We start from the raw sequence: 14,420 nt of genomic DNA, 5'->3' as shown, positions 1-14,420 counted from the left end.
TGACAATTTATTAATTATTTAAGTGCACATATAATTTTTCTCTTCTATCAAATTTTATATTAAATATGCTTTTTAGTTCCATAACCTTTTCCATTTTTAATTCTTTTATTATTAAGCCTTCTTTATCATTAATATCATTTAATATTTTTCCATTTGGATCAACAAAAATTGATGCTCCATTATAGTGTAATCCACCACCAAAACCAATTCTATTTATTCCTATAATATAGCACTGGTTTTCAATTGCCCTTGCTTTTAATAATGTTATCCAATGCTCTTCCCTAGCATCTGGCCAGCTTGCAGCCACAGTTATTATCTGTGCTTCTTTAGATGCTATTTGAAAAATTTCTGGGAATCGTAAATCATAACAAATAAATGGACTTAAATTAAATTCATTTATCCTACAAATATTTATTTCATCTCCGGAGTCAAACTTTTCCTTTTCTCCTCCATAGGAAAAAGGATGTATTTTAGAATATTTAGCTAAAATCTCTCCTTTATTTGAAACAATTGTATATATATTTTTACCTTTTTCATCAACTTTTATTGCAAAACCAAGCCCTATATTTATATTATAATTTTGGGCTAATTTCTTAGCCCACTTAATGATTTTTTCTTCTGACAATGTGAGATTATTAATGTTCATAGTAAACCCTGTCAAAGCCATTTCTGGAAATAATATTAACTCCACATTATCTTTTGCTGCCTTTTTAATATACTCTTCAATCTTGATAATATTTTGATTAACCTTCTCCCAAGCTATATCTATTTGAGCAATTCCTATAATCAATTCTTCTCCCCCTCATAATCACTGACAGATTAAAAGTTTTTTCCGTTCCAACCCCAATCACTTACTTCTTCATATTTCACATATATTTTATTTTGAGGTATTTCTAATTCTTCTTCATATATTTTGCAAATTTCAGCTGTTAAATTTGCATAAGCATCTTTGCTCGCTTTTCCAAATATTTTAACTTCAATAAATGCACCTTTTTCTAATTTTTCTCCTGCAAAATATAATGAATATCCATCTTCAAAGCCAACCATTAAAAAGGTTTCACTCTTTCCAGGAATTAATTCAATTGCTTTTCCTAACTTTGTTTTAATTATTTCCTCTTTTTCCTTTGAAATTTTAACACTAACTTTTGATCCTATAAATGGCATTGTGTACAATCTCCTTCCAATAAATAAATTTATAAATGAAAATAACAAACTAACATTATTTTTACTGCTAACCTAATATTCTCAATTATACTTAGTATTTTATTTAATTATATTCCCATATTAATTTACATTTCAATACACTTAGATTTTAAATTTTTGTATCATTTCATTTAGATCTTGAGAAAGCTGTGATTGACTTTGAGCTGTTAATGTTATTTCATCTATGGCTTTAGATGTTTCAGTTATATTATTCATTATTCCATCAGTTTCTTGTGAAGACTTTTGTGCTGTATTAGCCATGCTTTCAACTGCTCTGCTTACTTGATCCATTGTAGCTAAAATCTCTTTTGACATTTCTGCTATCTCATATGACATTTTGCTTACAAATTCCACATCCATATAATTTTCCTTACCAACTTGTATCATTTCTTCAAACTTAGGATTTAGTCGTTCTTTTATAAATAGCAATACTTCATTACTATTATTTGAAAGATTATTAAATGCAGTTTGAACTTGTAAAATTGTATTTTTTATTGATTCTACAGCTTCTGAAGATTGTTCTGCAAGTTGCCTCACTTCTTCAGCAACTACAGAGAATCCTTTACCTTGTTCTCCAGCCCTTGCAGCTTCTATAGCTGCATTTAGTGCTAGTAAATTTGTCTGCTCTGATATATCTGCAATGGTATCTGCCATAACTCTTATATTTTCTACTACTTCACCTTCTTTTATGGCTTTCATGATTTTTTCTTCTTTTTCACTGAATAATGTTTCTATTTCTTTAAGGGATTCCAAAGATTTATCCTGCATTTCTTCTATTCTAATTTTTGTTACATTCGCATTATTACTGCCTTCAACTGCTTTGTTGGTTAATACATTTATACTTGAATCCACTTCTTCTATTGAAGCACAGATTTCTTCTGACGCAGCACTAGTTTCTTGAATCCCAAAATTGATATTTTTAATGCCATTATCAATATTATGCTCCATTGCAGTAAATTCTTCCATGGTTGCAAATAATTCTTCACTAGAAGCACTCATATCTTGAGAGTTCTCCATTATTTTTTTTATTAAAATAGTTAACTCTTTTCGCATCCTTTCTATTCCTTTAGCTAAATCTCCTATTTCATCTTTACGCTTTAAACTTTTTTCCGAAAGTTCAATAGTAAAATTACCTTCTGCCAACAATCCAAAATGCCCTACTGCTCTTAATAATGGTTTAGAAATAGTATTACTAATATATAAATATACCACTATCCCAAACAATAATAATATTATTAATGATGATACAATAGTACTTGTAATAAAACTCCTTAAAACCATTTGACCTTCCACTTTGCTTCTCCCCGTAAATAATATACCAATTACCTTATTATTATCTCCAAGAATAGGAGTGTACATTGTATCATACTTACTCCCAAGTATATCAGCCTCGCCTGAATAAGAATTATTATCAAAAACTACTTTTGAAATTTTCTCATCTAACTTCGTACCAACAGCTCTATTTCCATCCTTTATTAAAGTAGTTGAAATTCTAATATCATCAAGAAAAATAGTTGCATCACAATCATATTTTTCCTTTATGTAATCTACCACATTATCAGAATCTAATCTATATCCTACAGATATAACGCCAATTATATTGCCCTTTTCATCTTTTACTGGAATTCCTGATCTTGCTGCAAGTTTTACTTGAGTTCCACCTTCAACTTGTGAATTTGCTTTTCCTAGGATAGCATTTTTAACGTTTGCCTGATTTATAACACTATCCCCCTTTTTATCGGGTTCATGAGTTCTAACAATCACATTACCTTTCTCATCTGTAACTGTAACAAATTCAACATTTGAATTTTTTAAAATAATTTTTAATTCATTCAAGAGTTCATCACTATTTTTTTCTTCAACTAGCTTTATAACTGTTGAATTAAATGATAGTTGAGTTCCTATATTCATAGATTCATTTTTTAATTCATTTATCTTATCACTTAGCAAATAATTTGCTCTTAGCACTTCATTTTTATTATTACTACTTGAATAAGAATCAAACTTTATTGCATTAATAGTTAAAACAGAACCTGCTAATAAAATTATAATTGCAAAAATAAATATAAGTAATTTAAATTTTAACGAATTTAATTTCATATCTATACCTCCCAGCACTTTAACTTGTGTTTAAAATCGCTATTCCTATAGACTTTTATTCGATATTAATTTACAATTTCCTCTTTAAACTTACATCTGTTTTCATATATATTTGCTAATAACTTCTTGAACTGTTTCTTTTTAATATGCAATGAAGTTTTTTGAATATAAATACCAATAATTAATTTACAATTCTAATATATCTCATCTAACTTAACATAGTTATGTCATATTTTGAAAGCCTATCTATAAAATAATTAAATTGTATAAAAAAATTTCAATGTTAAGTTAAAAATTTTATTGAAATATGTTATATTATTAATATATGGGTATAAATTTTGGTAAAAATGGTATCTAGGTATTGAGGTTTCATTATGGGAGGGGTGTTTATATGAATAAATTAACAAGTAAAATTTTAATTGTAGATGATAATCTTGCAAATATTTTGTTGTTAGAAAAAATGTTGACTATATCTGGTTACAAAAACATCAAATCTTCGACAGATGCTAGACTTACTTTGGAATTATTTTCAACTTTCCAACCAGACTTAGTATTATTAGATTTTAGAATGCCATTTATGGATGGTCTAGAAGTTATGGATCAATTATATTCATCACAAAATTACTGTATACTACCTATAATAATGATTTCTGCTGAAAATGATAAAGAGTATTACGAAGAAGCTCTAACTAAAGGTGCTATGGATTTTATCACCAAGCCATTTAATTATAGCGATATTATTTTGAAAATAGATAATGTATTACAATTTGCTTAACTGCTAAAGACAATTTATGAGGTGCTTCTATGGATAATTTAAAAACTAAAGATCATATTTCTTTGCACAAACTAACTTGGCAGTCTTATATTCGCAATGCCTTCATACCATTAATAATTGTACAAGTTATTTCCATATGTGTATATTTTATTTCAATAGTTTTATGTTGGACAACAATATCAGATATGGATTGGAAGCTACTAGTAGCTACGCCAAAAGAAGATATTTATTCTACTGTTAATGCTTTAAACCACACTTTAATTAAATTAGGCTTTGCTTCTATTATCATACAATCAATTTTGACTTGCTTATTATTCTTGTCCTTCATTACAAAAAGTGCTAAAAAGACAAGTTATTTAATCTCTAATTCTTTCTTGAAAATCAAAGAACTTATGGACCAAATCGGGAATGGATACTATAGTCCTAAAGCACCTGAATTTGATATTGAAGAACTAAATGATTTATCAATTAATTTAACTAGAATGGGTCAACATTTAGGCGAAACAAATAAAAATTTATTACTTACCCAATATGAACTTAGGAAAAAGGAAACTGATTTAAAAGCTTTAGTAAATTCAATTAACGACATAATCATGGAAGTAAATTCTGCTGGTGATATAACAAACTTTTGGTCCAGATCTCACTATGACTTATACAAACAATATATGCACAATAAATTGACCTCTATTTCTTTTATTTTAGACAATGAAACTACTAAAATAGCTAAAGAAAAAATTTCGTATGTCCTCCAAACAAAACATACACTTAATATGGATTTTTGTGTAGAATCAAATTCTAATATAAAGTGGTTTGAGGCGTCTATTTCTCCAAGATTGAATAGTGAAAATAGGGTTGTTGTTTCTGCTCGTGACATAACCGAACAGAAAAAGCTTTCTGAATCTATTATCATTGCAAAAGAAGAAGCAGAAAAAGCCAGCAAAGCAAAATCCGAATTTTTATCAAGCATGAGCCATGAACTCAGAACTCCACTTAATGCAATACTAGGTTTTTCTCAAATTTTAGAGTTAGATCCTGAATCACCCTTAACAAATTCTCAAAATCAAAGTGTTAAGGAAATAATTAAAGCTGGAAATCACTTACTTGAATTAATAAATGAAGTTCTAGATTTAGCAAAAATTGAATCTGGTAAATTAAGTATTTCTATGGAGACAGTTTCTATTAAATCAATACTTGAAGAAACTCTAACCTTAATACGTCCTTTTGCTGATAAAAATGGTATAAAAATAAATTTCTCACAAACTAAAAATTCAGAAGAATTTGTTTATGCAGATCACATGCGCTTAAAGCAAATATTACTTAATTTATTGACCAATGCAATTAAATATAACAAACCAAGTGGAGAAGTAACTTTTTATCATGATAAAATAGATAATAAATTTAGGTTCCACGTAATTGATACTGGTATAGGATTATCTGAATCTGAAATCAATTTGATTTTCAAGCCTTTTCATCGTTTAAATACTATTAATAATTCAATTGAAGGTACTGGTATAGGTCTGACTGTAGCAAAACAACTTGTAGAATTAATGAATGGTGAAATACATGTAACTAGTGAAAAAGGTATTGGCAGTCATTTCTGGGTAGAGTTTTCTCTTATTGAAGCTAGTAGTATAGAAATTCCAAAAAATACTTTATCAATTGATAGTAAAAAAACAAATTTTAATAATAAAAATTATACTGTATTATATGCAGAAGATAATCCTGCAAATTTAAGACTTGTTAAACGTATCTTATGTCAAATAAATAATTTAAAAATGGTTTCTGCAACTTCTGGGGAATTGTGTATTGATTTAGCTATATCTCATAAACCAGATCTCATATTGCTAGATATCAACCTCCCTGGAATAGATGGTTATGAAGTTTTCAAAATATTAAGGCTACATGAAGAAACTAAAAATATACCTGTTGTTGCAATTAGTGCTCATGCAATGCCAAAAGATATTCAAGCTGGTCTTTCTATTGGTTTTTCAGACTATATAACTAAACCTATTAACATTTCAATTTTTCTTGAAAAAATATCAACTATTTTAAATAAAACAAAGACTTAATGACATCCGTCAATGTTCAATTTTTCACAATTGAACATTGACAATTAATCATTAGAAATAAATATGCAAAGGAGACTTACGAATTATGAATTTCAATTGTAAATATGACATAATCGGTTTTTCTACTGATTTAGGTCTTAGCATAAAAGAAATTTCCGAACTTTATTATGAATTAATTAATGAACTAAATTTAGCTCTACTGGAATTAAAAACTCTTGTAGATGGACAAGATTATACAAAAATACAAAAGATAATTCATAACATTAAAGGTGTTTCTGGTAATTACAGAATAAATGATATTTATAATGAAACTACTAGGATTAATGATCTTCTAAGTTCTAATGACTATTCTACTCTAAAAAAAGATTTAACTAACTTGTTTGCTATTTGCATTGATGCCCAAAATGAAATACGATTCTTTTTTGAACAAGCATTAAAAATTAAACTTTTAATTTAAACCTATTTACCTGTTCTTTTAACATTTCAGCTTGAGATGCTAATTCTTCACTAGCAGATGCACTTTCTTCTGCAGTTGCAGAATTAGTTTGTACTACATTAGATACCTGCATAATACCTTGATTAATTTGAGCAATTCCTTGTGCCTGTTCATTTGTGGCTACTGATATTTGATTTATAAAATCAGCAACCTGTATAGTATCTTCCACTATTTTATTTAATGACTCAGCAGTCTCATCTGCAATACTTGTTCCCATTTCCGCCTTGCCAATGCAGCCTTCAATCATTTCTGTAGTCTCTTTGGCTGCATTTGCTGATCTTGCAGCTAAATTCCTTACTTCTTCAGCCACTACAGCGAAACCTTTTCCATGTTGCCCTGCTCTAGCTGCTTCAACTGCTGCGTTTAATGCAAGAATATTAGTTTGAAATGCAATTTCATCTATTACTTTTATAATCTTATATATATTTGAAGATGCATTATTTATTTCTGCCATAGCTTTCTGCATTTCTTTCATCTTTTCGTAGCCTTCTTCTGCATTTACTTTAGCACTCATTGCTATCTCATTTGCATTAGAAGCATTTTCTGCATTCATTGTAGTCTGAGAAGTTATTTCTTCAATGGATGCCGTTAATTCTTCCACAGAACTTGCTTGTTCCATTGCACCTTGTGAAAGAGCAACACTTGAATCTGATACTTGATTCGAACCAGCTGATACCTGCTCCGCTGCAGAATTAATATTAAACATAGCATCACTTAACTTATCAGTCATTTTTCTAAAAGCATCTGCTAATAATCCAATTTCATCTCTTCCACTTATATTTATATTTACTTCAAAATCTCCATCTGCTACTTTATTTGCAATTTTTATTATTTTATTAACCGGCTTGCTTATTGATGAAGAAATTAACATTCCTATTAACATAGCTATCACAACGCCAATAACCAAAATTATTATAGTTAAAACTGTTGTTTGTGCTGCAGTTTTAGTATTACCATCAGAAGTTTCTTTTGCAATTTGCAATTTTAAGTCAATATAACTATCAAGAGTTGTTTGTAACTTTTCTAATGCTGGTTTACCTTGACTATAAAGTAAATTAAGGGCCTCACTATCTTTACCATTATTTTTGAATTTAATTATATTGTTTATTATATCTATATAATTAGCTTTATATGTTTTTAAATCTTTCATATATTGCTGTCCTTGAGTTGTAAGAGTTGTTGAAGTTAATTTATCAAGTGCAGAATCAAATTTACTGCTTGCATCCTTTATTTTACTATCAAATTGTTGTATTTCTGAAATATCATCTGTTAGCAAAACATCTCGTATATAGCCTCTCATATCATTAAAAGAATTTGAAAGATCAATGGTATCTCCTAATGGTGCTGTCATTTTTTCATATAATTTAGTGTCAAGGTCACTGATTTTATTAATATTAGCAATTCCTTGAATCCCAATAAAGGCAGCAATCAAAGTGACTATAAGAAACCCAAAAATAATTTTTACCTTTACCTTCATATTATTAAACCAATTCATTCTTATCCACCTCTCAGTTTATTCAACGCTAGTCAATATAGTATTATCCTCATCATTTATTAATTTATCGCAATCCAAGATTAACTTTACTTCTTTACCCGTTTTTCCTATCCCTCTAATAAATCTATTAGTAATCTTATTCAAATTTGGTGGTGGTACTATATCTTGTTCCTGAATTACTAATACCTCTGATACACGATCGACAATAAGGCCTATTCCTAATCCTTCTATATCGATAACTATTATACATGTCCTATCATTGTATTCCCTGAATTCTTTCTTAAATCTTAACCTAACATCCATTACAGGAATTATCTTCCCTCTTAAATTTATTATTCCTTTAATATAATCAGGAAGCTCTGGAACTAAAGTTATTGGCTGTATTCCTATTATTTCTATAATATTATTTATACTAATACCATATGATTCATTATCAAGTACAAATATAAGGTACTTTTCCTTTTGAGTATCTTCTTCTAAATTCAATGTATCATTAACTATATTTTTATTCATCCAAACACTCCCTTTGCTTGCAGTATTATCAATCTAAAATTAATATTTACCAAATTCAATATCCCCTAAATTAATATGGGACTTTGTATTAACATTAACTGGTATATTAGAACCATTGTCATCTATGTTATTTTTTGAATTAAACATCTTTTTTTCTTCAATATGATCTAGAAAAATGTTGTTGTAGTTGTCTCTTTTTAATTTGAACTTAGCTACTCTATCTTTTAGTATTTCTGCTTGGCTAGACATCTCTTCACTTGAAGATGCTGTTTCCTCAGAAGTAGCTGAATTCATTTGAGTAACTCTAGATATCTGCATAACAGCATCTTTTATTTGTGATACAGCAGATGCCTGTTCATCACAAGACGTTGCTATTTTACTAACTATTTCAGACGTATTCCTAATATCAAAAACAATAGCATTTAACGATTCTGCTGTATTGTTAGCTATTTGTGTTCCTGCATTTACTTTCTTTATAGACCCCTCTATTAGTTCTGTTGTTTCTTTAGCTGCATTTGCACTTCTGCCTGCAAGATTTCTAACTTCTTCTGCAACGACTGCAAAGCCTTTTCCATGTTGGCCTGCTCTTGCAGCTTCTACTGCTGCATTAAGAGCTAATATATTTGTTTGGAAGGCAATTTCATCTATAACTTTAATTATTTTTGAAATATTTTCAGAAGCCTCATTTATTTCATTCATAGCCTTTAACATGTTACTCATTTCTGCATTTCCATTAACAGCATTTTCTGTAGCCTTTACTGCTAACTCATTAGCTTCATTAGCGCTTGTTGCATTAATCTTAGTTTGTTCACCAATTTCTGAAATTGAAGCTGTTACCTCCTCAACAGCGCTTGCTTGTTCAGCTGATGCTTGAGATAAACTTTGGCTTGCATTTGAAACTTGAATTGATGCAGATGCAACTTCATTTGCTGATATATTAATATCTGTTAATACTTGATTGATCGCTTTAATTGATGCAGTTAATGCATTAACTATTTTTCCATAATCTCCGCTATACGAATTGTCGATAATTATATCTAAATTACCCCTAGCCATTTCTGACAAAGCTTTATTAATCTCACTAATTGGTTTAGAAAAAGCATCCATAGCATTATTTATAATGCTTATTAGTTCTTTAAAGCTCCCACTATATTTCTCACTTTCCCCTCTGATCTCTAAATCTCCAGCTGCTGCAGCTGAAAGAACTCGAACTTCTTCATCTACAACTTTAAGAATATTATTTCTTAGTCCATCTAAACTTTCATTTGCTAATCCATATCTTCCTGGTAATTTTTCAAGTTGAACTGTAAAATCACCTTCAGAATAAGATTTTAATACAGCAAAAAGTTTTATTAAAACTTCCACAGAAATCCACATACCGTCGTTGACACTTTGTGCCATTTCCCTATAAACACCATCGAATTTAGCAACATCTATTTTATCCCTTGTATTTCCTAATTTAAAAGTATCATTCATCCATTTGACTTCTTCAATAAACCTATTCAAGTTATCTATTAACATATTTAAATTACTTATAATATTGTTAAATTCACCTTGATACGTAGTTTCTATCTTTTTTGGTATATCCCCATTACTTATTCTCTTTACATAATTAGCTGTTAAACTAATAGGGTCAATGAAAGCTTTAATTATTTCATTAATTCCCTCAGCCATTTCCGCCCATGATCCACTAAATTGTGTTGAATCTATTCTCTTAGATAAATTTCCTTGCTTAATTTCATTTGCTACACTTATTTGTTCTTTTGATATATTTAATAAATTCCCCCTTAACTCATCCACATGTTCGTTTACCAATCCATATCTTCCTGGCTGCTTTTCAAACTGAACTGACAAGTCTCCTTTGGAATATGCTTTTAGAACCTCAAATAATTTTATGAACACTTCTATAGATATCCAAATGGTATCATTTATATTCTCAGTCATTTCTCTATAAACCCCTTCAAATTTTGAGGCATCTATTTTATCTCTTGTATTCCCTAATTTAAAGGTTTCTTTTAACCAATGTACATCTTTACTAAAAGTATTTAAACTATCAATAAGCTTATTAATATTCTTCTTTGCAATATTAAATTCGCCTTCTTCATCCTCACTATATTTAATTCTAATTTCGCCTTCACTTATCTTTTCTATGTAATTTGAAGTTGTTCTAATATTTTTTATAAATATATTTGTGGTTGATAAATGATTGTCGCATATAGTCCTCCAGGCACCAGGGTATTCTGAACTATTTACCTGTATTTTAAAATTACCTTTATTAATATTTTCATTAATATAAGTTGATTCATCAACTAATTTTCTTATGTTTTCTGATATTATTTTTAAAGATCTTGCTACTTCACCTATTTCATCAGTTTCTTCTATATTAATATTTTCATTTAAATTACCATTTGCAATATTTCTAGCAACACTATTAAGCTTTCTCATTTGTTTTTCAATTGAATTTGTGAGAAATACCCCTAATATCATTGTAATCACTATGAATACTATTGAAATTAGCAATATATTATTTAGATACCCTTGTATAGAACTCCCACTTTCTAATCCCTTATAACTCATGGCTAATACTATAGCTTCCATTAGAACTATTAAAATAAATACTAGCCCAAGTTTCTTTTTCATTTTTAAATTGTTAATATCAAACATCCCATTTCCCCCTATAAATTTCCTCTAATATGTTTTTTCAAATATCCACGTGTTAATACTAAGACATTTTAAATTCAAAATTTGCCTTCAAAAGCTCTTAATTCATCCAATTTCTCTTAATAATTTAATTTTAATGTCTTTCCTTTTCTGTTTGTAGTCCCTTAAGTCATGTCGTAACATGCAGAATGCACAATAAATTTATATAATAATGCAATTTGCATTACTTTTCATTGTCCTACTTTTATCAAAATGTTATAATCTATATAACATAAATTAATTTTTCTAAAAAATAGAAATAATAATCATTTGGGGACATTATTTAAGTTTGCTTTTCTGTTTCTATGCAAAAATCACAACATAAGATTGGATTAAGTGAAGAGGGGTATTTTATATGACAAGAATTATTATTGCTGAAGATCAAAAGCTCTTACGAGAAAGCTTTAAAACTATAATTGAAAATAATAGTGATATAAAAGTTGTTGCTTGTGCTACTAATGGCAATGAAGCTTATGATTTCTGCAAACAGTATAATCCTGATGTAGTTTTAATGGATTTATCAATGCCAATTTGTGACGGGACAGAAGCTACAAAATTAATCAAATCTGATTTTCCATCAATTAAGGTTTTAATCCTTACTGCATCTAATGATAGAAATGATGTTGCTGTAGCAATAAGTAATGGGGCAGATGGATATATTTTAAAAAATATAGGTACTGAAGAATTAATATTATCAATAAAAAGTATATCTCTAGGCCTCGGAATAGTTACTAGAGATATTTTAAATCCTATAGTAACAAACCTTCGAAAGGAAAGCAAAAAATCAAAAAAAAATACAATTGCTATCCATGGAATAAATATATCATTAACTGAAAGAGAACTAACTATAATCTCTATGATTGTTGACGGAAAAGATAACAAGGAAATTGGAGCTGCCTTATTTATTGCTGAAGGAACTGTAAAAAATATAATTACTGAAATAATATCAAAACTCCAATTAAAAGATAGAACTCAACTAGCTGTATATGCTGTTAAAAATCAGTTAGTATAACCCCATTTGCATCATTAATTAATCAATATCTAATGGTGAATGATTGCTGTTAAAATCCTATAAGGACTTCAACTTTAATCATTCATCATTATCTTTTTATTTTAACGTAACATATCACAAATAAGTTGTGGTATACGCAATAAATTAACTTGCTTTTCAACCGCTCCTATCTCAAAAGCTACCTTAGGCATTCCATATACAACTGATGATTGTTGGTCTTGTCCTATTGTTCTGGCACCAGCTCTTCTCATAGACATTAATCCTATCGCTCCATCTTGTCCCATTCCTGTCAATATAACTCCAATTGCATTTTTTCCTGCTATCTTTGCAACTGATTCAAATAGTACATCTACTGAAGGACAATGTCCATTTACCTTCTCCCCTTGTACAGTTTCTACAATATATTTATCTGCAGCCTTCTTAATTTTCATATGTTTATCTCCTGGTGCAATTAAAACAGTCCCTGCTTCAATGCTATCACCAGTTTGTGCTTCTTTAACATTAAAATGTGTTTGTAAATTTAGCCTATCAGCAAACATCTTAGAAAACATTGGTGGTATATGCTGAACAATTACTATTCCAGGTAATTCTTTAGGCAAAGCCTTTAATACAGAATAAATTGCTTCTGTTCCTCCCGTAGAAGCACCTATTGCAATTATTTTATTGCTTGTATTAATGCTTCCAGTTAAGGTTCTGTTCACAACATTTACTTTTGGCAACTTATTCAAGTTAGCAGATAGATTAGCACTTGTTGCTCCTTTTACCTTTAGTATCAATTCATTTATAAATATTTGTAGACCATTAGGCGTTCTAGCATCAGGCTTACTTAAAAAGTCTACTGCTCCTGCATCCATAGCATCGAATACAACATCGCTTAAGGAGCTTATAACTATTATTGGAATTTTATATTGTGGGAGCAGCCTTTTAACAAATTCTACTCCATTTAATTTTGGCATTTGCACATCACAAATCATTACATCAGGATTCAGTTCAAGCAATTTATCTCTTGCATCATACGGATCTACTGCTTTTCCAACTACCTCTATATAAGGATCCTTTGATATTCCTCGTGATATTGCTTCCCTAAACACCATACTATCATCGACTACTAATACTTTAATTACTTTCATAAATTTTCCCTTCTTTTACTTCAAGTGATATCAATAGACAATTGTCAATGTTAATTTATTTTCGAAAATTGAATATTAATCTTTAGACATTTATAATGGCTATAATTCTTTTCTATATACAGATGGCATTATATATTTAAATCCCATAGTATCGCCACTTAAAGATTCTGAATGACCTATAAATAAATATCCGCCATACTCCAAGTTATTATAAAACTTACGCACCACATCATTTTTTGTTTCATTATCAAAATATATCATTACATTCCTGCAAAATATAACTTGAAATTTCTTTTTAAATGGAAATACATTATCCATTAAATTAAATTTCCGATAGATAATTTCATTTTTTATCTTATCAGTAAAGATAAAATTTTCCCCATCATATTTCTTAAGGTATTCCATTTTCCATGCTGGAGGTAAAGATGAAATTTGATCCTTATGATATATCCCTTCTTTTGCCATTTTCAAAACTTTTTCTGATATATCGGTCGCAAGCAGTTTTTTATCCCACCATAGCTGATTTTCTTTAAAAAACTCGTCCAATATCATTGCAAGTGTATACGCCTCTTCTCCCGATGAGCACCCTGCGGACCAAATTCGCAAATCCTTGTCTCTTATTGTATTAACCATGTATGGTAAAACCTTTTCTTTTAAATAATCAAAATGATCTTTTTCCCTCATAAAATAAGTATGATTAGTAGTTATTTTATTAATTAATGTAATAACGGCTTTCCCCGTTTTATCAGAAATTATATGATCATAATACTCAGAAAAACTTTCAAAATTATTTTCAGCAAGTACATTATGTAATCTTCCAATAACCAGCATTTTCTTTTCTTCCTTAAGGTTTATTCCATAATTATCTTTAATATATTTAGCTAATTGCTTAAATTCTTTTTCTGTAATTGTAACCATAATTCACCT

12 protein-coding genes are annotated in these 14,420 nt (G+C 29.0%); 4 read left to right on the top strand and 8 right to left on the bottom strand.

The annotated features are described in order from the left end of the window. Positions 1 to 10: 10 nt before the first annotated feature. The 3 genes from L3B98_RS10975 to L3B98_RS10965 form a co-directional block, all read right to left on the bottom strand. Positions 11 to 790 carry a nitrilase-related carbon-nitrogen hydrolase gene (locus L3B98_RS10975; protein WP_077366488.1) on the bottom strand — a complete coding sequence of 260 codons (780 nt, stop codon included), beginning with the start codon at positions 788 to 790 and terminating at the stop codon, positions 11 to 13. 29 nt (positions 791 to 819) lie between these two features. Further along, positions 820 to 1,164, bottom strand: coding sequence for a phenylpyruvate tautomerase MIF-related protein (locus tag L3B98_RS10970; RefSeq protein ID WP_077366489.1), 345 nt, complete (start codon positions 1,162 to 1,164; stop codon positions 820 to 822). Between the two features lie 141 nt (positions 1,165 to 1,305). Beyond that, positions 1,306 to 3,303: a methyl-accepting chemotaxis protein gene (locus L3B98_RS10965; RefSeq protein ID WP_077366490.1), complete on the bottom strand. Its 1,998-nt coding sequence runs from the start codon at positions 3,301 to 3,303 to the stop codon at positions 1,306 to 1,308. A 391-nt stretch (positions 3,304 to 3,694) separates the two neighbouring features. Between L3B98_RS10965 and L3B98_RS10960 the strand changes: the two genes are divergently transcribed. From L3B98_RS10960 to L3B98_RS10950, 3 genes are all read left to right on the top strand, one after another. After that, the gene (locus tag L3B98_RS10960) at positions 3,695 to 4,078 is read left to right on the top strand and encodes a response regulator (protein WP_077366492.1); all 384 of its coding nucleotides are present in this window, start codon (positions 3,695 to 3,697) and stop codon (positions 4,076 to 4,078) included. A 29-nt stretch (positions 4,079 to 4,107) separates the two neighbouring features. Next, positions 4,108 to 6,147: an ATP-binding protein gene (locus L3B98_RS10955; protein ID WP_238916630.1), complete on the top strand. Its 2,040-nt coding sequence runs from the start codon at positions 4,108 to 4,110 to the stop codon at positions 6,145 to 6,147. A gap of 85 nt (positions 6,148 to 6,232) precedes the next feature. Continuing rightward, positions 6,233 to 6,604 carry an Hpt domain-containing protein gene (locus L3B98_RS10950; RefSeq protein ID WP_077366494.1) on the top strand — a complete coding sequence of 124 codons (372 nt, stop codon included), beginning with the start codon at positions 6,233 to 6,235 and terminating at the stop codon, positions 6,602 to 6,604. Here L3B98_RS10950 and L3B98_RS10945 read toward each other — a convergent pair. The 3 genes from L3B98_RS10945 to L3B98_RS10935 are packed head-to-tail and all read right to left on the bottom strand — an operon-like array spanning position 6,588 to position 11,315. Then, positions 6,588 to 8,138 (bottom strand): methyl-accepting chemotaxis protein, encoded by a 1,551-nt coding sequence (locus L3B98_RS10945; protein ID WP_015395532.1) that lies wholly within the window; start codon positions 8,136 to 8,138, stop codon positions 6,588 to 6,590. The genes L3B98_RS10950 and L3B98_RS10945 overlap by 17 nt on opposite strands. An 18-nt stretch (positions 8,139 to 8,156) precedes the next feature. Continuing rightward, positions 8,157 to 8,651: a chemotaxis protein CheW gene (locus tag L3B98_RS10940; RefSeq protein ID WP_015395534.1), complete on the bottom strand. Its 495-nt coding sequence runs from the start codon at positions 8,649 to 8,651 to the stop codon at positions 8,157 to 8,159. A 39-nt stretch (positions 8,652 to 8,690) separates the two neighbouring features. Continuing rightward, the gene (locus tag L3B98_RS10935) at positions 8,691 to 11,315 is read right to left on the bottom strand and encodes a methyl-accepting chemotaxis protein (RefSeq protein ID WP_238916629.1); all 2,625 of its coding nucleotides are present in this window, start codon (positions 11,313 to 11,315) and stop codon (positions 8,691 to 8,693) included. A 391-nt stretch (positions 11,316 to 11,706) separates the two neighbouring features. Here L3B98_RS10935 and L3B98_RS10930 point away from each other — a divergent pair, with 391 nt between their 5' ends. Beyond that, the gene (locus L3B98_RS10930) at positions 11,707 to 12,363 is read left to right on the top strand and encodes a response regulator transcription factor (protein ID WP_015395536.1); all 657 of its coding nucleotides are present in this window, start codon (positions 11,707 to 11,709) and stop codon (positions 12,361 to 12,363) included. 101 nt (positions 12,364 to 12,464) lie between these two features. On the opposite strand, the gene L3B98_RS10925 is transcribed toward L3B98_RS10930, so the two are convergent. Both L3B98_RS10925 and L3B98_RS10920 read right to left on the bottom strand, forming a co-directional pair. Next, positions 12,465 to 13,493, bottom strand: coding sequence for a chemotaxis response regulator protein-glutamate methylesterase (locus tag L3B98_RS10925; RefSeq protein WP_238916628.1), 1,029 nt, complete (start codon positions 13,491 to 13,493; stop codon positions 12,465 to 12,467). 99 nt (positions 13,494 to 13,592) lie between these two features. Further along, the gene (locus L3B98_RS10920) at positions 13,593 to 14,411 is read right to left on the bottom strand and encodes a protein-glutamate O-methyltransferase CheR (RefSeq protein WP_015395538.1); all 819 of its coding nucleotides are present in this window, start codon (positions 14,409 to 14,411) and stop codon (positions 13,593 to 13,595) included. Positions 14,412 to 14,420: the final 9 nt, after the last annotated feature.

Source organism: Clostridium sp. YIM B02555 (assembly GCF_022320955.1).
In the GTDB taxonomy this organism is placed as follows: domain Bacteria; phylum Bacillota; class Clostridia; order Clostridiales; family Clostridiaceae; genus Clostridium; species Clostridium saccharoperbutylacetonicum.
This window is presented reverse-complemented; position numbering and strand designations above follow the sequence as displayed.